21 protein-coding genes are annotated in these 25,608 nt (G+C 71.0%); 16 read left to right on the forward strand and 5 right to left on the reverse strand.

Annotated features, from left to right (window positions below; translation table 11 throughout):
* Positions 1-55 precede the first annotated feature (55 nt).
* Together pyrF and lapB are read right to left on the reverse strand one after the other, a co-directional pair.
* On the reverse strand, positions 56-754 hold the full coding sequence (gene pyrF, locus EBL85_RS04365) for an orotidine-5'-phosphate decarboxylase (protein ID WP_123139473.1): 699 nt from the start codon (positions 752-754) through the stop codon (positions 56-58).
* 36 nt (positions 755-790) lie between these two features.
* Complete coding sequence (gene lapB, locus EBL85_RS04370; protein ID WP_123142264.1) at positions 791-1,987, reverse strand: lipopolysaccharide assembly protein LapB; 1,197 nt, start codon at positions 1,985-1,987, stop codon at positions 791-793.
* 290 nt (positions 1,988-2,277) lie between these two features.
* Here lapB and EBL85_RS04375 point away from each other — a divergent pair, with 290 nt between their 5' ends.
* From EBL85_RS04375 to EBL85_RS04385, 3 genes are all read left to right on the forward strand, one after another.
* Positions 2,278-2,994, forward strand: a complete 717-nt coding sequence (locus EBL85_RS04375) for an SDR family NAD(P)-dependent oxidoreductase (protein ID WP_123139475.1) — start codon at positions 2,278-2,280, stop codon at positions 2,992-2,994.
* Between the two features lie 447 nt (positions 2,995-3,441).
* Positions 3,442-5,316, forward strand: a complete 1,875-nt coding sequence (locus EBL85_RS04380) for a methyl-accepting chemotaxis protein (RefSeq protein WP_123142284.1) — start codon at positions 3,442-3,444, stop codon at positions 5,314-5,316.
* Positions 5,313-7,181, forward strand: a complete 1,869-nt coding sequence (locus EBL85_RS04385; RefSeq protein WP_123142265.1) for a GGDEF domain-containing protein — start codon at positions 5,313-5,315, stop codon at positions 7,179-7,181. The genes EBL85_RS04380 and EBL85_RS04385 overlap by 4 nt, the downstream gene beginning before the upstream one ends.
* Here the strand turns inward: EBL85_RS04385 and EBL85_RS04390 are convergent.
* On the reverse strand, positions 7,174-8,592 hold the full coding sequence (locus EBL85_RS04390; protein ID WP_123142266.1) for a HAMP domain-containing protein: 1,419 nt from the start codon (positions 8,590-8,592) through the stop codon (positions 7,174-7,176). The two genes, EBL85_RS04385 and EBL85_RS04390, sit on opposite strands and share 8 nt — an antisense overlap.
* A 306-nt stretch (positions 8,593-8,898) precedes the next feature.
* Between EBL85_RS04390 and EBL85_RS04395 the strand changes: the two genes are divergently transcribed.
* The 6 genes from EBL85_RS04395 (at position 8,899) to EBL85_RS04420 (ending at position 15,430) form a co-directional block, all read left to right on the forward strand.
* The gene (locus EBL85_RS04395; protein ID WP_123139478.1) at positions 8,899-9,579 is read left to right on the forward strand and encodes a TIGR00153 family protein; all 681 of its coding nucleotides are present in this window, start codon (positions 8,899-8,901) and stop codon (positions 9,577-9,579) included.
* A 45-nt stretch (positions 9,580-9,624) separates the two neighbouring features.
* Positions 9,625-10,890 (forward strand): inorganic phosphate transporter, encoded by a 1,266-nt coding sequence (locus EBL85_RS04400; RefSeq protein ID WP_123139479.1) that lies wholly within the window; start codon positions 9,625-9,627, stop codon positions 10,888-10,890.
* Between the two features lie 24 nt (positions 10,891-10,914).
* On the forward strand, positions 10,915-11,574 hold the full coding sequence (locus tag EBL85_RS04405; protein WP_123139480.1) for an ATP-binding protein: 660 nt from the start codon (positions 10,915-10,917) through the stop codon (positions 11,572-11,574).
* Entirely contained in the window at positions 11,549-13,009 is a 1,461-nt protein-coding gene (locus EBL85_RS04410; RefSeq protein ID WP_123142267.1) for a metallophosphoesterase, read from the forward strand. Before EBL85_RS04405 ends, EBL85_RS04410 begins: the two co-directional genes overlap by 26 nt.
* 145 nt (positions 13,010-13,154) lie before the next feature.
* Entirely contained in the window at positions 13,155-13,637 is a 483-nt protein-coding gene (locus tag EBL85_RS04415; protein WP_123139482.1) for a universal stress protein, read from the forward strand.
* Positions 13,634-15,430, forward strand: a complete 1,797-nt coding sequence (locus EBL85_RS04420; RefSeq protein WP_123142268.1) for a Na/Pi cotransporter family protein — start codon at positions 13,634-13,636, stop codon at positions 15,428-15,430. The genes EBL85_RS04415 and EBL85_RS04420 overlap by 4 nt, the downstream gene beginning before the upstream one ends.
* Before the next feature lie 3 nt (positions 15,431-15,433).
* Here EBL85_RS04420 and EBL85_RS04425 read toward each other — a convergent pair whose 3' ends face one another.
* Positions 15,434-16,045, reverse strand: a complete 612-nt coding sequence (locus EBL85_RS04425; protein WP_123142269.1) for an NUDIX hydrolase — start codon at positions 16,043-16,045, stop codon at positions 15,434-15,436.
* A 4-nt stretch (positions 16,046-16,049) separates the two neighbouring features.
* Positions 16,050-16,793: an alpha/beta hydrolase gene (locus EBL85_RS04430; protein ID WP_132229027.1), complete on the reverse strand. Its 744-nt coding sequence runs from the start codon at positions 16,791-16,793 to the stop codon at positions 16,050-16,052.
* A 200-nt stretch (positions 16,794-16,993) separates the two neighbouring features.
* On the opposite strand from EBL85_RS04430, the gene EBL85_RS04435 reads away from it, so the two are divergent.
* The 7 genes from EBL85_RS04435 (at position 16,994) to menC (ending at position 25,608) form a co-directional block, all read left to right on the forward strand.
* Complete coding sequence (locus EBL85_RS04435) at positions 16,994-18,502, forward strand: DUF2867 domain-containing protein (protein WP_123142271.1); 1,509 nt, start codon at positions 16,994-16,996, stop codon at positions 18,500-18,502.
* Positions 18,503-18,509: 7 nt separating this feature from the next.
* A complete protein-coding gene (locus EBL85_RS04440; protein ID WP_123142272.1) occupies positions 18,510-19,448 on the forward strand; it encodes an alpha/beta fold hydrolase in 939 nt (312 codons plus the stop codon).
* 80 nt (positions 19,449-19,528) lie between these two features.
* Positions 19,529-20,920, forward strand: a complete 1,392-nt coding sequence (locus EBL85_RS04445) for an isochorismate synthase MenF (protein WP_123139488.1) — start codon at positions 19,529-19,531, stop codon at positions 20,918-20,920.
* 10 nt (positions 20,921-20,930) lie between these two features.
* Positions 20,931-22,637, forward strand: coding sequence for a 2-succinyl-5-enolpyruvyl-6-hydroxy-3-cyclohexene-1-carboxylic-acid synthase (gene menD / locus EBL85_RS04450; RefSeq protein WP_123142273.1), 1,707 nt, complete (start codon positions 20,931-20,933; stop codon positions 22,635-22,637).
* A 167-nt stretch (positions 22,638-22,804) separates the two neighbouring features.
* Positions 22,805-23,662 carry a 1,4-dihydroxy-2-naphthoyl-CoA synthase gene (gene menB, locus EBL85_RS04455; protein ID WP_043762868.1) on the forward strand — a complete coding sequence of 286 codons (858 nt, stop codon included), beginning with the start codon at positions 22,805-22,807 and terminating at the stop codon, positions 23,660-23,662.
* Between the two features lies 1 nt (position 23,663).
* Positions 23,664-24,545 (forward strand): 1,4-dihydroxy-2-naphthoate polyprenyltransferase, encoded by an 882-nt coding sequence (locus tag EBL85_RS04460; protein ID WP_190288035.1) that lies wholly within the window; start codon positions 23,664-23,666, stop codon positions 24,543-24,545.
* A 4-nt stretch (positions 24,546-24,549) separates the two neighbouring features.
* Complete coding sequence (menC, locus tag EBL85_RS04465; RefSeq protein ID WP_123142274.1) at positions 24,550-25,608, forward strand: o-succinylbenzoate synthase; 1,059 nt, start codon at positions 24,550-24,552, stop codon at positions 25,606-25,608.

Consider the following 25,608-nt stretch of genomic DNA (forward strand, 5'->3'; position numbering starts at 1 on the left):
GCGTCGCCGGCGGGAGGCACGATCGGCCTCGACCAGCGCCGGCGGGGCGCCGTGTTCAGCCCGCGAGTTCGCGCTCGATCTCGGCCAGCGCGGCCAGCGGATCGGGCGCGGCGGCGATCGGGCGGCCGATCACCAGGTGATCGGAGCCGGCGGCAACCGCCTCGCGCGGGGTCATCACCCGTTTCTGATCCCCCGTCGCCGCCCAGCTCGGGCGCACCCCCGGGGTGACCAGCAGGAAATCCTCGCCCAGCGCGGCGCGCACCGCCGCCGACTCGCGCGGCGAGCAGACGATGCCGTCGAGCCCGGCCTCGCGACCGAGTTCGGCGAGCGCGAGCACCCGCTCGGCCGGTTCGCCCGGACAGCCGACCTCGGCCAGATCGTCACCGTCGAGGCTGGTGAGCACCGTCACCCCGATCAGCAGCGGCGCCTTGGGCAGCGCATCGAGCCGCTCGCGGGTGGTCTCGATCATCCGCCGCCCGCCGGTGACATGGACGTTGACCATCCACACCCCAAGATCGGCCGCCGCGGCACAGGCCGCGGCGACGGTATTGGGGATGTCGTGGAACTTGAGGTCGAGAAAGACCTCGAAGCCGCGCGCCTGCAAGGTGGCGACGAAGTCCGGCCCGAGCCGGGTGAACAGCTCCTTGCCGACCTTGAGGCGACAGCGTGCCGGGTCGAGCTGATCGACCAGGGCGAGCGCCGGCTCGCGGGCGGGGAAATCGAGGGCCACGATGATGCGTGTCGACTGGGTCACGGGGGTTCCTTCAAGGGTTCGGATTGAGATCGGCGTCTAGGCCAGGCGTGGGCCGTCGAGCCCGGCGTCGATCACCAGCGGCTCGGGCTGCACCGGCACCACCGAGCCCCAGCGTTTGCAGCTCGGGCACTGCCAGTGCAGTGAGCGCGCCTGGAAGCCGCAATGATCGCATTGATAGGCCGGCTGGCGCGCGGCCAGATGGCGGATCACCGCCAGCGCGCGCTCGAGCCGATGGACATCGGCGGCGTCCGACAGCTCCGTCAGCGCGAGCGCGAGCAGGCGCTCGAGTCCCACCAGGTCGGCGAACCGGCGCAGGTGCGCGCAGAGCAGTTCGAGCGCCTCGGTGCGACCGCGCTCGGCGGCGACCCGCTCGGCCAGCGTCACCACCAACGCCGGACTGGGATGACGCGCCGCCAGCTCCTCGAGCACCGCCAGCGGGTCCTCCCCGGGGACGCGCTCGAGCGCCTCGATCAGCGCCGGCAGGATCTCCGGCAGATAGGCGCCGTGGCGCTCGACCAGCCCGCGAAACAGCGCCAGCGCCCGCTGCGGCTCACCCTCCTCGAGCGCCACCCGGGCCTCGAGCATGCTGGCGCGCACGCACTCCGGATCGGTCTCCAGCGCCCGCGCGAGTTGCGCGCGAACGCGCTCGTGCTCGCCGCGACGGCGCGCCTCCTCGGCCAGCTCGCAATGATAGTGGGCGATCTCGGCGTCGAGCATCGACTCGCCGCCGGGACGCAGCTGCTCGGCGACCTCCAGACAGCGCTCCCAGTCACGCTCCTGCTGATAGATCTCGCGCAGCCCGGCGAGTGCGCGCTGACGGTGCAGGCCGAGACCGGCCAGCTCCTGGAACAGCAGCTCGGCGCGATCGAGCAGCCCGGCGCTCATGTAGTCCTGCCCCAGCTCGAGCAGGGCATAGCCGCGCTGCTCGGCATCGAGGCTGGGACGCGCCATCAGGTTCTGGTGGACACGGATCGCGCGGTCGACCTCGCCGCGACGACGGAACAGGCTGCCGAGGGCGAGATGGGTCTCGACCGTCTCGTCGTCGACCTCGGCGAGCTCGATGAACATGTCGAGCGCCTTGTCGGGCTGCTCGTCGAGCAGATAGTTGAGTCCGCGCAGGAAGCTCGGATGGGCAGGGCGGCGAGACCGTCGGGACGCGGGACGCTCGTGTCGCGCCAGCCACCAACCGGAGGCCGCCGCAACCGGCAGCAGCAGGAACAGGATCTCGATCACGCGCGCACTCCATCGAGCCGGGCCGGGGCCGTACCTGAGGCTGCGCGGCACGACCACGGCAAGGGATCACGGCAAGCGTCACCGTGCGGCACGCGCATGACCGCCCGTGTACCTCGCACCCCAGGAGCGCAAGGACCGAAGAGTGGGCCGTCAAGTGATCCGGGTCGGTCGCTCACCGGCCCAATCATAACAGGCCGGCGCGACCGACCGCACGAGGCTTCCTGCCTTGAGTCCGTCCCGCGCCCACCCCAGATTGCTCGGCACGAGCCCCTCGGGCAGGAGGTCCGAACATGATCCGCGAACTCGACCAGCAACTGGTCCTCATCACCGGCGCCACCGGCAACCTCGGTCGCGCCACCGCCGCCGCCTTCGCCCGACGCGGCGCCCGGCTGGCATTGCTCGCGCGCGACCGCGAGGCACTCGAACGCACCCGCGACGAACTCGGCGCCGGAATCACCGTCGAGTGTCTCGCCTGCGACCTGCTCGCCCCCGACGCGCTCGGCGCCGAGCTTGCCCGGCTGGTCGAACGCCATGGCCGACTCGACACCCTGACCAACCTCGCCGGCGGCTTCGCCATGGGCGCGCCGCTGCACCAGACCAGTGACGCCGACTGGGAGCGGATGCTCGACATCAACGCCCGCACCCTGCTCCACGGCGCGCGCGCCGCCGTCCCTCACCTGGTCGCCGGCGGCGGCGGCGCCATGGTCAATGTCTCGGCCCGCGCCGCCCGCCCCGCCGGCGCCTACATGGGCCCCTACAGCGCCGCCAAGTCGGCGGTGATCGCACTCACCGAGACCCTCTCGGCCGAGCTGCGCGACCAGGGCGTCAACGTCAACTGTATCCTCCCCGGCACCGTCGACACCCCGGAGAACCGCGCCGCCATGCCCGACCAGGACCCCGGCGACTGGGTCGAGCCGGCCGCGATCGCCGAGGTCATCGTCTTCCTCGCCTCCCCCGCCGCACGCGCCGTCACCGGCGCGGCGATCCCGGTCTACGGGCGGAGTTAGCGACCAGTCGACAGCTGGGGGGGATGAACCGCCAAGGCGCCAAGAGCGCAAAGAAGTTCAAGTTGCAAGCGACCAGCCGCCAGCCTCCAGTGAGTGTGCGCCTTCGACCACGGCACGGCTGACCATCAGTCGTGGCGTACGTTTTTAGCGCCAGTGTTTGAGGGCAGGTAGCGGCTGGAGGCTGGAGGCTGACCACTGGGGGCTCTTCTCTCCTTTGCGCCCTTGGCGCCTTGGCGGTTCAATCTTCTGATCGCTGCCCCCCGTGCCCCCAAGGGTCCGTCATCGGATCTTCACCTTCGTCTGGTGTACTTGCGCCGCTGATCCGATCCACCGGGCTCCCCGGTCGATGATCGCGGCATCGCGAACATCCTGCGCCACGCCTGTCCCTCCAAAGACTTCGCGCCAGTCGATGTCCGCGCTCCCTTGGACGCACCCGACCTCGACACCATGACTATCAGACGCAGCGTCACCCTCGTTGCCATCCTCGTCACCCTGCTCGTCGCAGGCGCCCTGACCCTGATCGCGCAGTTCAACCAGACCCGGCTCGAGGCGCGCGTCGCCGACGCGGTCGACACCGGCAAGGGCATGGTCTGGCGAATGGTGAGCGAGCAACTGCTCGAGCACATGGCCGGCGGGGTCGACGCGATCGCGCGCGACTTCCCCCTGCGCCAGGCCCTCAGGTCCGGCGATCGCGAGGCGTTGCAGCGCGCACGCGACTCGCTGCTCAACCTGCTCGGCGATCTCGGGTATTTCGATCGGCTCTATCTGCTCGACGACGACGGCAAGCTGCTGCTCGGCCCGTCGCCGGAGACGCCGATACCGACCGCGGGCACCCTGCTGGCCCAGCGCGCGAGCAGCGCCGGCGAACCACGTCAGGGCATCGGCCTCGGCGCCGACGGTGTCCCGGTGGCCTTCCATGCGCTGCCGCTCGAATTCCGTCACACGCTGGTCGGGGTCGCACTGTTCGAGCGCACACTCGACGACGCCCTGGCACGCTTCAAGCGGATCGACGGCGCCGAGGTCTATCTCAGCGATGCCGAGGGCCGCATGCTCGCCGGCACCGACCCGGCGCTGTACGAGACGACAGCCCCCCCGGCGCAACCGCTCACCGAGCACGGCCTCACCCGCCGCGCCGCCGATGGCGGCATCTACGGCGTGCTCACCCGCCCGATCCTCGGCATCGACGACGCGCCGATCGCCCACCTGACGACCATCGCCGACCAGAGCGCCGCCTACTACGCCGAGCAGCGCCTGCAGCTCGCCGTCTATGGCGCCCTGGCGCTGGTGCTGGTGCTCGCCAGCGGCGGCATCTTTCTCTACGTCAAGCATGCGCTGCGCCCGCTCGGCGCGGCGCTGGAGACGGTCTCGGCGCTCGCCGAGGGCGATCTCAACGCGCGCTTCCCACACGCCCGCAACGACGAGGTCGGCCAGCTGATGACGGCGCTGCAGGCGATGACCGAGCGCATGCGCGACATCATCTCCCACCTCCACCAGGCCAGCCACGAGCTGCACGCCTCGGCCGGCGACATGGCCAACCTGTCGCAGCAGAGCAAGGGACAGTTCGACCGCCAGCGCGCCGAGACCCACCAGGTCGACGACGCCATCAACCAGCTGGCGCTCTCCGCTCATCAGGTCGCCGAGCACACCAGCGCGGCGGCCGCCGCGACCGGCGAGGCGCGGGCGCGGATCGACGCCGGCCGGCAGATCCTCGAGCAGACCACGGCGGTGGTCGAGCGGCTCACCGAGGAGATCGGTCACGCCGCCGAGGTCGTCGACGGACTGGCCGGACACAGCCAGTCGGTCGGCAACGTGCTCGAGGTGATCCGCACCATCTCGGCGCAGACCAACCTGCTCGCGCTCAACGCCTCGATCGAGGCCGCGCGCGCCGGCGAGCACGGTCGCGGCTTCGCGGTGGTCGCCGACGAGGTGCGCCAGCTCGCGCAGCGCACCGAGCAGTCGATCGGCGAGATCGAGGGGCTGATCGGCTCGCTGCAGTCGAGCGCCGAGGAGGCAGTGAGCGTGATCCACGACAACCGCAGCCGCGCCTGCGAGAGCATCGCCCGCTACCGCAGCGCGGCCGAGGAGTTCGACGGCTTCTACGGCTCGATCGAGCAGCTGACCGGGATGACCGAGCAGATCTCCCAGGCCGCCGACGAGCAGAGCCGGATGGCCGAGGAGGTCACCCGCGCCCTCGAGCGCATCACCCTGCTCGCGCGCGAGAGCGCCGAGGCGGCCAACGACGGCTTCGCCCACAGCCACCATCTCAGCAACCTGTCGCAGGGGCTCACCGAGCGCGTCACCTTCTTCCGGGTCCAGGGATGACTCAGCGCACCCATCGCCAGCCCGACACCATGACTCCAGAGACCTGGCTCGCGCAGGCCCGCGATGGACTGCGCTACGCGCTGCAGCCGATCGTCAACATCCACACCGGCTGTGTCTACGGCTACGAGGCGCTGCTGCGCGGGGTCGACCGGCTCGGTTTCGACACCGTCCCGGCGCTGCTCGAACATGCCTGGCGGCTCGGCTGCGCCGCAGAACTCGACTGCGAGCTGCGGACCCTGGCGATCGCCAGCTTCGCCGCGTTGCCCGAGGCGGCGCGCTACCGGTTGTTCTTCAACCTCGACCCCCAGCTGATCGAGCTCGAGGACCCGGGCCACACCCTGCGCCTGCTCGAGCAGCACGGCCTGCCGCCCGAGACGGTCTGCTTCGAGCTCTCCGAGCGCGCCGACCTCACCGCCAGCCCGCGAGTGGCCGAGGTGATCGCCGCCTATCGCCGTCATCGCTTCCATCTCGCCATCGACGATTTCGGCAGTGGTTACGCCGGGCTGCGACTGCTCTACGAGCACCCGCCCGAGCTGCTCAAGATCGACCGTTTCTTCGTCAGCGGCATCGCCGACGATCACAAGAAGCGACTGTTCGTCGCCAGCACCGTGCAGCTGGCCCACGTGATGGGCATCGCGGTGATCGCCGAGGGGGTGGAGACCGAGCGCGAGCTGCTCGCCTGTCGCGAGGTCGGCTGCGATCTGGTGCAGGGCTATCTGGTCGCCCGCCCGCAGACCGATCACCGCGCGCTGCGCACCCGCTACCGGGAGATCGCCAGGGTCAACGCCAGCGACCGGCGACGCACCGATGACGATCGCAGCCTGATCGCCGCCTGTATCGAACCGATCCGGCCACTACCGATCGATGCCGAGGTCGGCGCGATGATCGAGACCTTCCGTCACGACCGCGTACATCACGTGCTGCCGGTGATCGACCATGCCGGGCGCCCGCTCGGGCTGATCCACGAGGCCGACATCAAGGATGTGCTCTATTCGAACTATGGTCGCGAGCTGCTGCTCAACCGCGCCTTCGGGCGCAACCTGCACGACTTCCTGCGCCCCTGCCCGACGGTCGACATCCACGACTCGGCCGAGCGGCTGCTCGGCGCCTACTGCGCCGACATCAACCCCGCGGGGCTGATCCTCACCCGCGACGCCCGCTATCACGGCTTCATCTCGGCGACCGCGCTGCTCCAGCTGGTCGAGCAGAAGAACCTCGCCGCCGCCCGCGAGCAGAACCCGCTGACCCGGCTACCGGGCAACAACCCGGTCTATGCCTATGTCTCGGGCGCGCTCGGCGAGCGTCACCGCATCTGGCACCTGGTCTATCTCGACTTCGACAACTTCAAGGCCTTCAACGACCATTACGGCTTTCGCCGCGGCGACCGCGCGATCCTGATGTTCGCCGAGCTGCTGCGCAAGCTGCTCGGTCCCGAGCAGTGGTTCATCGGTCATATCGGCGGCGACGACTTCTTCGCCGGCATCGCCGATGTCGAGTCCGGCGCCGTGGTCCACCGCATCGAGCAGCTGCTCGCCAAGTTCCGCTCCGACGTGCAGAGCCTCTACGACCCCGAGGACCGCGCTCGCGGCTGTATCCTCGCCCACCACCGCGACGGCACCCCGCGTCGCGCCGGGCTGATGCGCTGCAGCGCCGCGCTGCTGACCATCCGCCCCGGCGACGACCACGGCAGCGTCGAGCAGCTCGGCCAGACCATCGCCGAACTCAAGCACCGCGCCAAGGCCAGCGCGTCAGGGCTGTTCGTCGGTCCGCACGGATCGCGCCACCTCCGCGCCAGACATGGCAAGCATCCCGAGAGACGGCGCATCGGGCTGCTCCCCAACCCCTACCTGCCGGCGCTCAACTAGACCGCTCGTCGCCGCTCGGGAGGCGCCCCGCCTCGTCGCGAACCGGATCGGGCAGCGGCTCGTCGAGCAACTGCAACAGGGTCGCCAGCGACTCGCTGGCATGCTGCAGCGTCGCCCGCTCGCGCGCACGCTCGGTGCGGCTCCCCGCCACCGGGGCGCGCGCCAGGGTGCGGATACGCTCGAGCTGCTGCATGCAGCGCGCACGCACCGTCCGCAACCGCCGGGCACGCTCGCGGATGGCACGGCGCAACCGGGCCCGCGCCGTACCCTCGGACTCCGGGGTCGCGGCCAGCTGCAGGTCGCGCAGCGCGACCGCCTCGGCCATGGCGTTGCGCCACCAATGCGTGAAGGTGGCACGATGATCGGCCAGGGCATTGAGCGAACGGGCCATGGCGTCGATCTCGTCGCGTGCGCCGGGGCGCGTGGGGATGCGCTGGTGCGGGTTCTCGTAGGTCAGGCGATCGAGCAGCCCGGCCATCTCGCGCACCGGTCGCACCAGACGGGCGGTGAAGACCAGCGCCAGCAGGGTCCCGACGAGGGTGGCGACGAGCGCCAGATAGAGGCTGCGCCGCGCCCGCTCGGTGGAGGCCGCATCGATCCCCCGCACCGTCTCATCGAGCCGGGCACGGGCCTCGGCGAGCGCGGTCTCGACCAATGGCGTGACCGCGGCCGCGGCCTGATCCATCTGTGCGCGCAACACGGCGATCCGCCGATCCTGTTCGAGCAGCGCGCGGAAATCGCGCAGATAGTCGCCGAGCAGTTGCTCGAGGCTGCTACGCGCCCCGCGCTCCAGGTCAGCGGCGGCGAGACCCTGTGCGAGCGTCTCGGCGATGCGCTCGACCATCACCGCATAACCCGCCTCGCCGCGCAGCAGATAGTCCTTCTCGCGTCGACGCAGCTGCAGCAGCTCACGCTCGAGCGCCGGGGCCCATTGCGCCAGACGCGCCTCCAGCGCGTGGGCGCTGGCGCGGAAGTCACCCTGGAGACCGCTGTCGTGATCGAGTCCGCGCCGGCGCCAGCCCGCCTCGACCTCGCCGAAACGCGCCAGATAGTCGGAGAGCGCCGCGCGGATCCGTGCGGCGGCGGCCGCGGCCGCGGCGTCGGTCGCCGCCAGCCGCGCGCCCCAGTCGAGCAGCGCCGCGCCCTCGCGCCGCACCCGTTCGGCCTGTGCCGGCTCGCGCGCGGCGAGGAACCGCGCCTCGGCGTCGCGCAGCGCGATCAGGTGACGCTCGATGGCGAAGGCCGCCTCCTGGCGCGCCGCAGCGAGCGCGTGCAGGTCGCGGTGTTGCTCGAGCACCGCGCGCAGGTCGCGCTGATCGTGCCAGATCACCGCGAGGAAGATCAGGGCCACCGCCCCGAAGCCGAGGACGAGCTTCTCGCCGATACGCAACCGGCCCGCAATCTGGTTCAATGCACCGCCTCCATCATCTACCGTGTGACCTGGAGAACGCGGACCATGTCCACGCGGCCCGCTATCATGCGCGACCTTGTACCAAAAAGATGGCGACCCGATTGCCGTTTTTTGCCACTATGTCGCCGGCCGCAACCTGAATGTCATCCAATGCTCGACGCGTCCTGGTCGCGACGTCCAGTCGCCGTCCGGCGCGATCGCCGTTCATCGGCAGGATAGCGTCGATCGATTCAGCACCACCCGACCCATGATCAATCCCAGCCCATACCGGTCGCTCCCGTCGCATCCGCCGAGGAGGATGAAACCATGAAACCCAGCAACCCGATCGCCGATCTGTTCGGTCGCTCGCCGTTCAAACCGATGCAGGAGCACATGCATCTGGTCGATGCTTGCGTCGCCCTGCTCCCGGAGCTGTTCACCGCCCTGTTCGAGGGTGACCGCGAGCGCCTCGAGCGCGCCCAGCAGGCGATCGTCGACCAGGAGCACGCCGCCGACCAGGCCAAGAACCGGATCCGCCTGCGCCTGCCGCGCAGCCTGTTCATGCCGGTCGATCGTCGCGACCTGCTGGCGGTCCTCGAGACCCAGGATGCGATCGCCGACACCGCCCAGGAGATCGCCGGGGTGCTGGTGCAGCGCGAGATGCCCCTGCCCGGGGTGATGCAGCCGGAGCTGATGACGCTGGTACGCCGCTGTATCGACGCCTGCATCCAGGCCACCCGGGTGGTCGACGAGCTCGACGAGCTGCTCGAGACCGGCTTTCGTGGCCGCGAGGCGGCGCGGGTCGAGGAGATGGTCGAGACCCTCTGCAACATCGAGAGCGAGACCGACGCCCTGGTCGCGTCGCTCAACCGCACCCTGTTCGCCCACGAGGACCGGCTCGACCCGGTCTCGGTGGTGTTCTGGTATCGCCTGATCGAGCGCATCGGCGACCTCGCCGACCACGCCGAGAAGGTCGGCGAACGCCTGCTACTGCTTATCGCGCGTTGACGCGCATCGACCCGCCGCCACATCCGGCATCGTTTTGGAGGAAGCGTGGAAATCATCAGTGAGTGGGGATCGGTCTTCCTGATCCTAGCCATCGTATTCGGTCTCTACATGACCTGGGGCATCGGCGCCAACGACGTCGCCAATGCCATGGGGACATCGGTCGGCTCCGGGGCCATCACCGTCAAGCAGGCGATCGTGATCGCCGCCATCTTCGAGTTCGCCGGCGCCTTCATCGCCGGCGGTAACGTCACCTCGACCATCCGCAGCGGCATCATCGACGCCGGCGCGGTGGCCAACCAGCCGGAGCTGCTGGTCTTCGGCATGCTCGCGGCACTGCTCGCCGCCGCGATCTGGCTGATGATCGCCTCGACCCGTGGCTGGCCGGTCTCGACCACCCACTCGATCGTCGGCGCCATCGTCGGCTTCGCCGTCGCCGGCATCGGCATCCATGCGGTGCACTGGGACAAGATCGGCCAGATCGTCGCCAGCTGGGTGATCTCGCCGGTGCTCGGCGGCGCCGTGGCGCTGTTGCTGATGCTGAGCATCCGCACCCTGATCCTCAACACCGAGGACCCCTTCCGTCAGGCCAAGCGCTGGGGACCGGTCTATGTCTTCCTGGTCGGCTGGATCGTCAGTCTGGTGACCCTGTTCAAGGGACTCAAGCACCTCGATTTCCATCTCTCGCTGCCGGCCACACTGCTCACCGCCACCCTGATCGGGCTGGCCACCGCCGCCGTCGGCAAGCTGCTCATCGACCGCGTCGAGGTCGACCCCAACGCCGATCGCAGCTTCCACTTCGCCAGCGTCGAGCGGGTGTTCACCCCGATGATGCTGTTCACCGCCTGTGCCATGGCCTTCGCCCACGGTTCCAACGATGTCGCCAACGGCATCGGCCCGCTGGCGGCGATCGTGGCGATCATCAACAGTGGCGGCGAGGTGATGGCCAAGGCCCCGCTGCCGCTGTGGATCCTCGCCCTCGGCGGCGTCGGCATCGTCGTCGGCCTGGCGACCATGGGCTATCGGGTGATGCAGACCATCGGGACCAAGATCACCGAGCTCACCCCGACACGCGGCTTCAGCGCCACCCTGGCCGCGGCCAGCGTGGTGGTGCTCGCCTCCAAGACCGGCCTGCCGGTCTCGACCACCCACATCGCCGTCGGCGCGGTGATGGGCGTGGGCCTGTCGCGCGGGATCGCCGCACTCGACCTGCGGGTGATCGGCAACATCGTGCTCTCCTGGATCATCACCCTGCCCGCCGGCGCCATCCTCGCCGCGATCTTCTTCTATGTGCTGGCAGGCATCTTCGGCTAGAGGCCGGGCCCGGGGGCGGGCGCGATGAGCGACACGACCGGCCGTCTGGTGCTGCCACTGCGCCCGGTCGAGTCGCCGGTGTACATCCGTGGCGTGCCGCTCTCGCCCGAGGTCCGCTTCGGCCAGCTGCTGGTGACCGGCCCGCCGGGTTCGGGCAAGACCACCCTGGTCGAGCGCCTCGGCGGCTGGCCCGGCGAGGGCTATGTCGATCTCTCGCACAAGGGCTGGTGGCGCGACCGGGTGCTCGCCCTGCGCCCGCGCGAGATCCATCTCGGGCTACCCTTCGTCGATCAGAGCGAGGCGCTCGCGCTGTTCGATGCCGCCTGGCTCGAGGGCTGGGCGCGACTGCGCCTCGATCCGACACGGCTGCGCATCCCGCCGCCGCGACGCTCGCTGCTCGGCATCGACTGGCGCCGCCGCTTCGCCTTCGAGTTCCTGCTCCCCGACGCCGAGACCATCGTCGCCGACCGGCTCGCGCGCGCACGTCGCGGCACCCACCCGATCGACCGACACATCGAGCCCGAGCAGATCCACGCCCAGGTCGAGACCTGTGCGCAACTGGCGATGATCCTGCATCGCGCCGGCATGATCGTGCATGTCCGTACCCGCGCCCTGGCGATCCCGGAGCGGATCGCGATCACCCCCGAGGCTCAGTGCCATGGCGACAAAACGCAACGCCCGTAAGACCTTCCTCCAGCAGTTCCACGGCCTGGTCCAGGAGCTGGAGGGTTGCGAGGACGTCGATCTCAGCGGCTCGCTGCGGCTCGGTACCGAGAAGGTGCGCATCCCCGCACCGACCCTGCCGCTGCAGATCCAGCTCGGCAGCGAACCCGGCTACCGCCTGCACCTCTACCCGGAACTGTGTTTCGACGCCAACGCCCAGCTCCAACCCAGCGGCGACTATCTGCTGCTCGACCCCGAGGAGTACTTCAGCGACATCAGCGGGTTCCTCCGTCTCTATCACGGCGAGGCGCTCACCCTCGGGCGACGCGATCAACTGCAGCGTCGTCTGCTGCGCTACCCCAAGCTGGTCGAGGAGCGTCACCTGCGGCTCAAGCTCTCGCCCAAGGGGCTGGCGCTCAAGCGCAAGTCGACCCGCGCCCCGGCCTGTATCGCCCCGCTCACCGCGCGCAGCGCGCGCGAGCGCATGGCCCGCTGGCGACGGCGCCAGCTCGGCCAGCTGCACGGCCTGTTGCGCGGCCCGCTGGAACCGCTGCCCGGCGCCGAGGCGCTGACGCTGCTCGAGCAGGTCAACGCCCTGCTCGCCACCGAGCCCTACCGGGTGCGCACCGCGGACGATCGGCCCGGCGGGCTGCTGGCGCTGCCCGAGCGCGCGCGCCCGATCTTCGTCGGCGATCTCCACGCCCGCATCGACAACCTGCTGGTGGTGCTCACCCAGGGCGGTTTCCTCGATGCGCTCGCCGAGGGCAGCGCGGTGCTGATCCTGCTCGGCGATGCGGTCCAACCCGACGCCCCGGGACGCGAGGCGGAGATGGAGGACTCGGTGCTGATGATGGAGCTGATCTTCCGCCTCAAGGTGCGCTTTCCCGACCGGGTGTTCTATCTGCGCGGCAACCACGACAGCTTCTCCGACGAGATCAGCAAGGCCGGCATCCCCCAGGGGCTGGTCTGGGAGCAGCACCTGATCACCACTCGGGGCCAGGCCTATCGCGACGCCATGCAGCGTTTCTACGACCTGCTGCCCTATGTCGCCGTGGCCCCCAGCTATATCGCCTGTCACGCCGGCCCGCCGACCGGCTATTGCACCTGGCAGATGCTGGTCGAAATCGACCGCCATCCGCGCCTCGCCCATCAGCTCACCCATGTGCGGCTGCGCCGCAACAACTCGCCCAAGGGCTATGGCGCGAGCGATCTGGCACGGCTGCGCCGCTGTCTCGGGGTGCGCGAGCAGACCCCCTGCATCGTCGGCCATACCCCGCTGTCGCGCGACGAGACCTGCTGGATCGACGCCGGCGGCATCGCCAATCACCACGTGCTCTACGGCGCCCACCCCGACTGGATCGGGGTGATCACCCGCGGGCGCAAGCACCTGCTGCCGCTGCGCTACCCGAGCGAGCCGCTGCTGGCCGCCTACAACCACTTCTCCGCCAACGCCTGAGATCGACCCGGCGTCGTCACGATTCCGTCAGACAGGTGTCATAATGCGGGGACCGCCAGGCCGCGCGGCCTGGTGTTCGCCGGTGTCCGCCCCGACCCTGACCCCATGACCGGCATGGACAACCCGCAGGCGACCAGGAGCATCGATGACCAAGCCGACCGCCCCCAGCCCGATCCTGGTACCGGTGGACTTCTCGCCGCACTCGGAGGCCGCGCTGACGTTCGCCGCCGAGCTGGCCACCTGTCGCGAGCGACCACTGCTGATCCTTCACGTCGTCCACGATCCCTTCAGCATGCCCGGCTACTACGGTCGCGCACTGAAGAAGAAGCAGCTCCACCGCATCGAGGACGGCGCCGCCGAGATGTTCGATGAGTTCGTCGCCGCGGTGAGCGCGCGCCACCCCGACCTCGGGCCACTGCAGGGCGCCGAGACCCTGCTGGTCAAGGGCCTGCCGAGCACCCGTATCCTCGAGATCGCCGAGCGCCGAACGGCGCAGCAGATCGTGATGGGCAGCAAGGGGCTGACCGGACTCAGACACCTGCTGATCGGCTCGGTGGCCGAACGCGTGGTCCACCGCGCGACGATCCCGGTGACCATCGTCAAATCTCCCCGCAACCGTACTCCATGAAGCCGACCCCTCCGCCGCCCCCACACCACCATCCCGCCCAGCGTCTGTGGCCACTGCTGATCTGCGCCCTGGGCGCGTTCGCCCTGCCCACCCTCGCCCTGGCCGACGAGGCCGCCGAGACGATCGACTGGACCACCATGGGCATGGGACTGTTCGGCGGTCTGGCGCTGTTCCTCTTCGGCATGGAGCAGATGGCCAACGCGCTCAAGGCGGTCGCCGGCGAGCGCATGAAGGACATCCTCGCCAAGCTCACCGTCAACCGCTTCATGGGCGCGCTCACCGGCGCCTTCGTCACCGCGGTGATCAACTCCTCCTCGGTGACCACGGTGCTGGTGGTCGGCTTCATCAGCGCCGGGCTGATGACCCTGTCGCAGTCGGTCGGGGTGATCATGGGCGCCAACATCGGTTCGACCGTCACCGCCCAGCTGATCGCCTTCCAGGTCACCGAGGCGGCGCTGTTGATGATCGGCGTCGGCTTCACCCTGCAGTTCTTCGCCAAGGGCGAGCGCGCGCGTCACTACGGCGGGATGCTGATGGGGCTGGGGATGGTGTTCTTCGGCATGGGGGTGATGAGCGAGGCGATGGCGCCGCTGCGCAGCTATCAGCCCTTCCTCGATTTCATGACCCGGCTGGAGAACCCGCTGCTCGGCATCCTGGTGGCGGCGGTCTTCACCGGCTTGATCCAGTCCTCGGCGGCGACCACCGGCATCGCCATCGTCATGGCCAGCCAGGGCTTCATCACCCTGCCGACCGGCATCGCCCTGGCCTTCGGCGCCAACATCGGCACCTGTGTCACCGCGCTGCTGGCGGCGATCGGCAAGTCACGCGAGGCGCTGCGCGCGGCGCTGGTGCACGTCATCTTCAATGTCGCCGGGGTGGTGCTCTGGATCGGTTTCATCGGCGAGCTGTCGCTCCTGGTGCAGGAGATCTCGCCGCGTCACCCCGAGCTCGCCGGCGCCGAGCGTCTCGCCGCCGAGGTGCCCCGCCAGCTGGCCAACGCCCACACCCTGTTCAACATCGCCAACACCCTGATCTTCATCGGCTTCGCCGGTCAGTTCGCACGTCTGGTGGAATGGCTGGTACCGGAGCGCCCGCTCGGCGAGGCGGCGGTGGCGGTGCGCGCCAAGTATCTCGACGACGAGCTGCTCACCACCCCGTCGCTCGCGCTCGACCGGGTACGGCTGGAGATCCTGCACATGGGCGAGTACGTCCAGCGCATGCTCGATCGCAGCATGCCGGCAATCCTCAGCGGCGACAAACAGATGCTGCGCGAGGTCGAGCTGATGGACAACGACGTCGACACCCTGCACGCGCAGATCCTCACCTATCTCGGCAAGATCAGTCGACTGAGTCTCACCGAGCGTCAGACCGGCGAGTTGATGGGGCTGATGGAGGCGGTCAACGACCTCGAGAACATCGGCGACGTGGTCGAGACCAACCTGGTGATGCTCGGCCACCAGCGCATCGACGCCGGGGTCTCGATCAGCACGCCGACCCGTCAGGTCCTCAACGGCTTCCACCACAGCGTCACCCGCGCGGTGACCGCGGCGATCCAGGCGGTGGCGCAGAACAACGAGCTGGCCGCGCGCAGCGTCACCACCATGAAGCAGGAGATCTCGCGCATCGCCGACTCGGCGGCGGTGCACCAGGCACAGCGCCTGGTCGCGCAGGAACCCAAGCGCATCCCCGCCTACACCATCGAGGTCGACATCATCGAGAAGCTCAAGCGCATCTACTACTTCGCCAAGCGCATGGCCAAGACCGTCGAGCAACCGCTCGACGAGGCCGCCTGAGCGTCAACCAGCCAGCCTCGGACAGAGCCGCGGCAGATCCTCGCGGAGGAAGCGGGCGTCGGGCGAGAACAGGTCGTAGTCGGCGAGCGCCGGCAGCGCCACCATCCGCACCGCGGTGATCTCGGGCGAGCGCGGCGCCGCGGCGGCCTCGCGCAGCGTCGCGAAACCCGCCACCGGACGGCAGCGAAAATAGAAGTCGAGGCGGTAGGGACCGGGCTCCTCGGGGATGAAAGGCACGGCATCGACGCGCAGCAGTTCGATCCCCTCGATGGCGAGACCCAGCTCCTCCTCGACCTCGCGCGCCAGGGTCGCCTCGAGCACGTCGTCCGGCGAGGCCGGCCCACCCGGCGCGGTGGGGCTGCCCGGGATCGACTCCACCGAACCGCCCGGCAGCCCCCAGGCGCCGCGACGCCGATAGCTGTGCTCGACCAGCAGCACCTCGGGCGGCGTCACCGTCTCGTCGATCATCACCGCCACCGCGCCCACCACCCAGCGGCGCGCGAACACCCCCTTGAGGAATCCGGCCAGGCGCGCCGGGAACAACCGCCACACCCGCAGCGCCAGACGATGCAGCGACGGGTGTCGTTCGATCCAGTGTGCGAGTCGGGAAAGCATCGGGTCACTCCGCCGAGGTGGAATCCACAGGCTCCAGCAACGCCAGCACCGCGGCGCTGGCACGCGCGCGTACCAACGCGCCGAGGGCCGGATCGGCCTCGCCGCAAAGCATCTCGCACAGCAGGTCGGTCGGCGACTCGAAGTCGCAGTGACCAGCGCCGGCGATGCGTTCGAGCCGCCCCCGAGGGGCCTGGGCATGGACCAGCCCTGCCCCATTGTGTGCATTGCAGCGCCCCGGCTCGCCCTCCAGCCCGACCAGCGGCACGCGCAGCGCCGCGGCCGTGACGCGCCCGAGCCCGGCGGCGTCGACCAGATCCAGGGTGACCACACCACGGGCGCGCGGATCATTGCGCGCGGCCACCAACGCCGCCAGCCCACCGGCCGAGAAGCCGACATAGACCACCCGGCGCGCACCGAGCCGATCGGCGACGCCGATCATCGCCAGACCGTTGCGCAGATGGGCGCCGTCCCAGGGGCGTTGCGCGGTGAAGTCGAGGGTCGCGCAATCGACCCCGGCCGCAGCCAGGGTCCGCGCCAGCCCGGCCAGGGTCGACTGCTTGCGCAGGAAACCGTGCCCGAGCACCACCAGATCGCCCGCCCGTGCGCCCGTGCCCGGATAGAGTCGCACCACGGCGTCATCGCCGGCGGCCGTGTCACGAACCGCGCCGGTCCCGGCACAGCCCGCGCTCAACAACGCCGCCAGACAGCACCACAGGAGCAACAATGGAGTACGGGCGAACGTGCGCAAGCGGCGTCCTCGGGATGGGCTCGATGCGGTCAGTTGAACCACAAAGGCATCGGGGACGCAAACCCCGCTCACGCCCTGTCGACGACCGCCGCCTCGAGGCGACGACAGGCCGCGCCATTGCAGCGCACCACTGCGACCCGCAAGTGCGCTAGAAGATGACGGCAATGTCGCCCCCAGGATCGCCGAGCGGAGCCCCGACGATGAACGACCAGCCCCACCCCAGCCCCGATACCGAACGCAGCACGCACTGTCTGGTCTTCGGCGCCAGCGGCTATATCGGCGGCCACCTGGTGCCACTGCTGCGCGCACGCGGCCACCGGGTACGCGCCAGCGCGCGCAACCCGGCGGTGCTCGCGGCGCGCGGCTGGGAGGGCGTCGAGCTGGTCGCGGCCGACGCCCTCGACCCCGCCACCCTGCCCGCCGCGCTCGCCGGGATCGAGGTCGCCTACTATCTGGTGCACTCGATGGCCGCCGGGCGCGGCTTCGCCCGGCTCGACCTGGAGGCGGCGCGCAACTTCGCCGCCGCCGCGGCCGCCGCAGGGGTCGGGCGCATCGTCTATCTCGGCGGGCTGGCGCCGGCGACGGCCACCAGCGAGCACATCGTCTCGCGCCGGCGCACCGGCGAGGTGCTGCGCGAGGGCCCGGTCCCGGTCACCGAGCTGCGCGCCGGGATCATCGTCGGGCCGGGCTCGGCGGCGTTCGAGGTGATGCGCGATTTGGTTTATCATCTGCCGGTGATGATCACCCCGCGCTGGGTGCAGTCCCTGTCGCCACCGATCGCGCTCGATAACCTGCTGTACTATCTCGCGCGCATCCCCTGGGTCGACGCCAGCGCGGGTCGCAGCTTCGATGCCGCGGGCCCACAACAGCTGACCTATGCCGAGATGATGCGCATCCTGGCCGAGACCGCCGGGCGTCGTCCCCCCTGGATCCTGCCGGTCCCGGTCCTCACCCCGGGGCTGTCGGCCTATTGGCTGCGGCTGGTCACCGCGGTGCCGACCGACATCGCCCGCGCCCTCATCGGCGGGCTGCGCCACGACTTCCACGCCGACGACGCCGAGCTGCGCCGCCTGTTGCCGCAACGGCTGCTCGATTTCCGCGAGGCGGTCGCCGCCGCGCTCGACGCCGAACGCCGCACCGCCGTGATCAGCCGCTGGACCGAGGGCGCGCTGGGCGCGCGCCAGCAGCGCCCGGACTACGCCTATTACGCCAAGCGGCTGCGGGTGAGCGCGGAGACCAGCGCCGACCCCGCCGCGCTGTGGCGGCTGCTCGCGGCCATCGGCGGCGACAACCGCTACTACTGCTGCAATGCCCTGTGGTCGCTCCGCGAGTGGTTCGATTGGGCCATCGGCGGCCCCGGGCGCAGCCGAGGCCGGCGTCATCCGCAGCAGCTGCGCGCCGGCGATCGCATCGACCACTGGACGGTGATCGGACTCGAACCGGAGCGACGCCTGACCCTCGGGTTCGGCATGCGCGCCCCCGGGGCGGGTATGATGGAGTTCGAGATCGAGCCGCGCGGCCCCGGTCGCGCCCGGCTCACCACCAGCGGCTACTGGCATCCGGCCGGGGTCTGGGGGTTGCTCTACTGGTACGCGCTGGAACCCATCCACCGTCTGGTATTCAAACGGCTGACCCGCGAGATCTGCCGCCGCGCCGAGCGCGAGACGCCCGGCATCGACGCACTCGCGTCCACTCAAGACAAGAGGTGACAATCACATGGACTCAGGTATCGACTCCTCCATCGCCCGTCCCGAGCAACACAGCACAGGCGGCGGTGTCGAGCTGGCACCGGCGCTCGAGGCGCCCGCACACGACCTCGTCACCGAGCACGGTGGCCGCATCCACTACTATGTCGACGGCCCCAGCGGGACGCGCCCGCTGGTGCTGGTGCACAGCGTCAACGCCGCGCCCAGCGCCTTCGAGATGAAGCCGCTGTTCGAGCGCTATCGCGGCGAGCGCCGGGTCTATGCCCTCGACCTGCCCGGCTTCGGTCGCTCCGATCGCGGCAACCGCCGCTACTCGCCCGAACTCTACGCCAACGCCCTGGTCGACTTCCTCGACCGGGTGGTCGAGGACGAGGGTGAGATCGACCTGGTCGCCTTCTCGCTCGGCTGCGAGTTCGCCGCCCGCGCCACCGCGCTGCGCCCGCAGCGCATCGGCTCGTTGGTACTGCTCTCGCCCACCGGCTTCAACGCCCGCGCCATGCCCACCGGGGTCGCCGCCGAGCGTGTCCATCGCGCGCTCAGCATCCCCGGACTCAACGACGGCCTGTTCCGGCTGCTGACCTCGCGCCCGAGCATCAAGTACTTCTATCGTCAGGCCTTCGCCGGTCCGACCCCGCCCGAGATGGTCGACTACGCCTACGCCACCTCCCACCAGCCGGGGGCCAAGTACGCGCCGCTCTACTTCCTCTCCGGGCAGCTGTTCACCCCCGAGGCCGGCGAGCGTCTCTACGACTCGCTCACCCAGCCGGTGCTGGTGCTCTACGATCGCGACCCCAATATCGACTTCCACGAGTTGCCCGACTTCCTCTGCCGTCATGACAATTGGCGCGCCGAGCGCATCGCGCCGACCCGTGGCATGCCGCAGTGGGACCGGCCCGCCGAGACCACCGCGGCCATCGACCGCTTCTGGTCCGAGCGGTCCGCCGGCTGACGGCCCCGACACCGCCCTGACACCAACGCCGGCGCGCCCGCGCGCGCCGTGCACTCAATCCCGGTCCATCGATCTATCCCATGCTTGCACCGCTCCAACGCCTCGAGCAGCTCAAGGCTCGCGTTCGCGAGGCGATCGCCACTCCTGCATTCACCCGTGCGCACGGACTCGTCTCGCTCGCCCTCGAGCTGCCCCAGCCGCTCCATGCCGCTCCCGAGCTCTCCGGCCCGCGCTTCCAGTTCGCCCACAACCATCGCGGCGAGCTGCGCGCCGGCTACGGCATCGCCGCCGAGTGGCGGGCCGAGGGCGAGCAGCGGTTGCAGCAACTGCGCCAACGGGCGCGCGCCACCGCCCCCGACTGGCACCAGCTCGACCCCGACGAGACCGGACTCGGCGGCTTCGCCATGCTCGGCTTCGCCGCCACCCCCGAGCCGACCACCACGCCCGGCGCCTCCGACCTGCCCAACGCCGTCTACTGGATCCCCGAGGTCGCACTCAACACCACCAACGAGCAATCGGCGCTGATCCTCACCGCCCGCCTGCCGGTCGAGCCCGAGGCCCTGCTGGCGCGCTGGGATGACTGGCTGGAGCGACTGGTCCCGCTGCTCGCGCAACCGGCACGCACCCCGCAGACCCCGGCCACGCTCGAACGCGGTCCCAGCGAGCCGGCGCTCGAGCCCTGGCGCGACCTGGTGCTCGCCGCGCTCGACGCCATCGAGCGTGACGGCCCGCTGGAGAAACTGGTGCTGTGCCGGCGCCAGCGGCTGCAGGGGCACCGCCGCTTCGACCTCGACCGGCTCAACGACGCCCTGGCCTATCTCTTCCCCTCCTGTCAGGTGATCAACGTCCGTCACCGCGAGAGCTGTTTCGTCGCCGCCACCCCCGAGCGGCTGTTCACCCTGCGCGGTCGCCGGGTCGAGGCCGACGCCATCGCTGGCACCGCCTGCCGCGCCGCCGACGCCGCGCGCGACGCGGCACTCACCGTCGAGCTGCTCGGCTGCGCCAAGAACCTGCACGAGCACCAGGTGGTGGTCGAGGCGGTGCGCGCCGCGCTCGAGCGCTGCTGCGAGCGGATCGAGCCGATCGATGGTCCGCAGGTGATGCAGCTCAACAACGCTCAGCACCTGTGGAGCCTGGTGCGCGGCGAGATCGATGCCGAGGGCGATGTCTTCAGCCTCGCCGAACTGCTCCATCCCACCCCGGCGACCAACGGCCAGCCGCGGCGCGACGCCCACGACTGGCTGCGGCGCAACGAACCCTTCGAGCGCGATTGGTACACCGGCGCGGCCGGCATCGTCGAGCCCGATCTCAGCGGCGAGCTGTGGGTGCTGCTGCGCTGTGCCCGCGTCGCCGGTGACACCGCCGAGCTCTATGCCGGGGCCGGCATCGTCCCCGGTTCCGACCCGGTCAGCGAGTGGGAGGAGATCGACCACAAGCTCGCGGCCATGTCCACCGCGCTGCAGTTCGCCTGAGGTGTCCGTGATGACCGATCAGGGAACGCGCAACCTGAACTGGTGCGCGGCACTGCTCGACGGGCTGATCGCCGGCGGCGTCGCCACCCTGGTGCTGTCGCCGGGCTCGCGCTCGACCCCGGTGATCCTCGCCGCGCAGCGCCGTGCCGAACTCGCCATCGAGCCGATCCTCGACGAGCGCAGCGCCGCCTTCTACGCCCTCGGCCTGGCCACTGCGGCGAACCGTCCGGTGGCGCTGCTCGCCACCTCGGGGAGCGCACCGGCGCACTGGCTGCCGGCGGTGATCGAGGCCGCCCAGTCCGGCCGACCGCTGGTGCTGATCTCGGCCGACCGTCCGCCCGAGCTGCGCGGCTGGGGGGCCAACCAGACCATCGAGCAGGGGGAGCTGTTCGTGCCCTTCGCGCGCGAGTGCCACGACCCCGGCCCGGCCACCGACGACCCGGCGGCGCTGAAGATGATGCGCGCGCTCGGCGCACGCGCCGCCGCCGTCGCGCGCGGCCCGCACCCCGGTCCGGTACACATCAACCTGCCGCTGCGCGAGCCATTGGTACCCGAGGAGACGCTGGCGCCACCGGCCGCGCAACACAGACCAACGCCGCCGCCACCACCGGCGGCCTGGCACGGCGGCGCCCCCGACCCGCACCGCGCCGAGCAGGCGCGCGCGCTGCTGCGCGGACGCGGGCTGATCTGCTGCGGCCCCGACGCCGCCCGGCCGGGGCTCGCGCCGCGACTCTGGCAACTCGCCGAGCACCTCGGCGTCCCGGTGCTCTGCGACCCGCTCTCCGGACTGCGCTTCGGACCCGGCAGCCCCGCGCGCATCGCCCGCTACGACGGCTTCCTGCGCAACCCCGGGGCGCGCGCGCAGCTGCGCCCGGACTGGGTGATCGCACTCGGTCGCGCGCCGGTCTCCAAGACCCTGCTCGGCTGGCTCGCCGACGTCCCCACCCTGCGCATCGACCCGGCAGCGCGCTGGAGCGACCCCAACCACGACGTCGCCCTGCTGCTCGACGCCGACCCGGCGGCCTGCTGCGACTGGCTCGCCGAGCGGCTCGACCCCGCCCCACGCGACTGGCTGGCGCACTGGCAACAGGCCGAGCGTCGGGTCGAGGCGATCGCCGCCGAGCATCTGGCCGAGTCGCCCTGGTGCGAACCACAGCTGCTCGCCACCCTGCTCGCGCACATCGACCCCGGCGCCGGGCTGTTCAGCGCCAACTCGATGCCGATCCGCCAGCTCGACACCTGGGCCGGGGCGCGCGCCACCCCGCTGCGCCTGTTCTGCAACCGCGGCGCCAGCGGCATCGACGGCCAGGCCTCGACGCTCGCCGGACTCAACGCCGCCGGGGTGCCCTGTCACGGCCTGCTCGGCGACCTGTCGCTGCTCCACGACCTCTCCGGACTGCAACTGCTGCAGCGACTCGACCGTCCCTGCGTGGTGCTCAATAATGGTGGCGGTCGCATCTTCGACTATCTCCCGCAGCAGGGCGTCGAGGGCTTCGAGCGGCTCTGGCGCACCCCGCCACCGCTCGACATCGGCGCCGTGGCGCGCGCTCACGGGCTCGCCCATCACGCCGTCACCGGCGCGGCCGAGTTCGCCGCCAGCCTCGCCCGCGAGGACGCCGCCGGGATCATCGAGGTGCGGATCGACGCCGAGCGCAGCCGCGCCGTGCACCAGACCTTCTGGAGCCGGTTGCACGAGGACACCCGCTTGTTCGAGTGACGCCCACGGGCGTCCGTCGGCACGGGCGGGAGGCGCCGGCCCTGGGCCGGCGCCACCGGCCCCGTTTCGCGGTGTCGCGACGACCAGGAGGCCGTCCCGACACCCTGTACAGTCACATCAGAGGTCCTACACAGGTGGAGCCAGACAACCCCAACCAGTCCGTCCAACTGCCCGCCCCGAGCGCGGCCGACCCGAGCCGTCCGATCGCCTGGGAGACCCCGGCCGGCGCGCCCGAGTACCAGGACATCCTCTACCATCAGGCCGAGCGTATCGCGCGCATCACCATCAACCGCCCCGAGGTGCGCAACGCCTTCCGTCCGCAGACGGTGCGCGAGCTGATCGACGCCTTCCGCCGCGCCCATCTCGACCCCAAGGTCGGGGTGATCGTGCTCACCGGCGCCGGCGATCTTGCCTTCTGCTCCGGCGGCGATCAGCGCATCCGTGGCCACGAGGGCTATCGCGACGAGGCCGGGGTCGAGCACCTCAACGTACTCGAGCTGCAGCGCCAGATCCGCACCCTGCCCAAGCCGGTGGTGGCCATGGTCGCCGGCTACGCGATCGGCGGCGGTCACGTGCTGCACCTGATCTGCGATCTCAGCATCGCCGCCGACAACGCCCGTTTCGGCCAGACCGGACCACGTGTGGGCAGCTTCGACGGCGGCTTCGGCGCCGGCATCATGGCGCGCACCGTGGGGCTGAAGAAGGCCAAGGAGATCTGGTTCCTGTGTCGTCAGTACGACGCCGCCGAGGCGCTCGACATGGGCCTGGTCAACACCGTGGTGCCGCTCGCCGAGCTCGAACGCACCACCGTCGAGTGGTGCCGACGCATGCTCCAGCTCTCGCCCACCGCGCTGCGCATCCTCAAGGCCTCGTTCAACGCCGACACCGACGGCATGGCCGGTATCCAGGAGCTGGCGGGCAACGCCACCGCGCTCTTCTACACCACCGAGGAGGGGCAGGAGGGCCGCAACGCCTTCCTCGACAAGCGCGACCCCGACTTCAGCCGCTTCCCCTGGCGCCCCTGACGTGAGCGCCACGCACTCGCCCCTGGTGCGCTGGATCCTCGCGGCCCGGCCCAAGACCCTACCGATGGCCTTGGCGCCGGTGATCGCGGGCATCGCCCTGGCGGTGGCACAGACCGGGCGGCTCGCGCCGTTCACCGCGCTCTGTACCCTGCTCGCGGCGATGGCCATCCAGATCGGCACCAACCTGCACAACGACGCGGTCGACTTCGAGCGCGGCACCGACGGTCCCGACCGACTCGGACCGGCGCGCGCCAGCGCCGAGGGCTGGTTCAGCGCGCGTCAGGTGCGCCTGGCCGCGCACCTGGCCTTCGCCCTTGCATTCGTCCTCGGCATCGCCCTGCTGTGGCGCGGCGGCTGGCCGATCCTGGTGATCGGCCTGGCCTCGCTGGTCGCCGGCTACGCCTATACCAGCGGCCCGCGACCGATCGCCTACGGCCCCTTCGGCGAACTCTACGTGCTGCTGTTCTTCGGCCTCGCGGCGGTCGGCGGCACCTACTACCTGCAGACCCTGAGCTTCGGCTGGACGCCGCTGCTGGTGGGGCTGGCGCTGGGGCTGCCGGCGGCGGCGGTGCTGGTGATCAACAACTATCGCGACCTCGACAGCGATCGGCGCGCCGGGCGGCGCACCCTCTGTCACTATCTCGGTCGGCCCCGGGCGCGGCTGCTCTACACCCTGCTGCTGGTGCTGCCGGTGCCCATCCTGCTGCTCGCCGGGATACCGGCCAACCCCTGGCCGCTGCTCGCCGCGCTGCCGCTGGCGCTGGCGCTGGCGGCAAACCTGCTGCGCGGTGCCGAGGGACGTGCGCTCAACCAGCAGCTGGCACGCACCGCGCTCTACCAGAGCGCGCTGACCCTGCTGCTGGTGGTGGCGCTGGCGCTCTAGGGCGATGAGGGTCGCGCTGCGCATCACCCCCTACGCCCTGGCGCTGGCGCGCGACTGGAGCAGCGCCCGCGGCGGCTTCGCCCAACGCCGCGGCTGGCTGGTCAGGGCCAGCGCCGGCGGCGTCAGCGGCTGGGGCGACTGCGCGCCGCTGCCGGCGGCCGGGACCGAGTCACCGGACGTCGCCGAGACCGCGCTCGCGCGGGTGCTCGGGGCGGCCGGCGCACTCGGCGCCGAGGCGCTGCTCGACCGACTCGAGGCCCTGACCCTCGCCGCCCCGGCGGCGCGACACGGGGTCGAGAGCGCCCTGCTCGATCTGATCGCACGGCGGCGCGGGCTGACGCTGCGCGCCCTGCTCGCCCCCGAGGCCCCGGCACGGGTCGCGGTCAACGCCGTGCTCGGCGCACTCGGCGACGATCCGGCCAGCGCACTCAGCGCGGCCGCGGCGCGCGGCGCGCGGGTGTTCAAGCTCAAGCTCGGGGTCGCGGAACCGCGTACCGAGCGCGCGCGACTCCGCGTGCTCGCCCGCCACCTGCCGCCAGAGACACGGCTGCGGCTCGACGCCAACGGCGCCTGGGACGCGGCCACCGCCGCGACCATGATCGAGACCTGTCGCGCGCTGCCGGTCGAGTCGCTCGAAGAACCGCTGCGCGAGCCCGACACCGCGACCCTCGCCGCACTGCAGGCGCGCGCGCCCTTCGCCCTGGCGCTCGACGAGTCGCTCGCCGGGCCGCTCGCCGGGCTCGCCCCGGAGCGGCTCGGGGTGCGCCGAGTGGTGCTCAAGCCCGCCGTCCTCGGCGGCCCGCGCGCCACCCGGGCGCTCGCCGATCGGGCCCGCGCCGCCGGGCTCGAGGTGGTGCTCACCAGCGTGGTCGAGAGCGCCGCCGGGCTGTGGGTCGACGCCCAGCTCGCCGCCGCGCTGGCGCCGACGCAGACCCACGGGCTCGATACCGCCGCCTGGCTCGCCGAAGACCTCGGGGTCGCGCCCTCTCCGCGCGAGGGCGTCATCGCCCTCCCCGACACGCCGGGCTCGGGCTTCACCCCCTTCCCCGCCCAGGCACCCTGA

The organism is Marichromatium sp. AB32 (assembly GCF_003718675.1).
In the GTDB taxonomy this organism is placed as follows: domain Bacteria; phylum Pseudomonadota; class Gammaproteobacteria; order Chromatiales; family Chromatiaceae; genus Marichromatium; species Marichromatium gracile.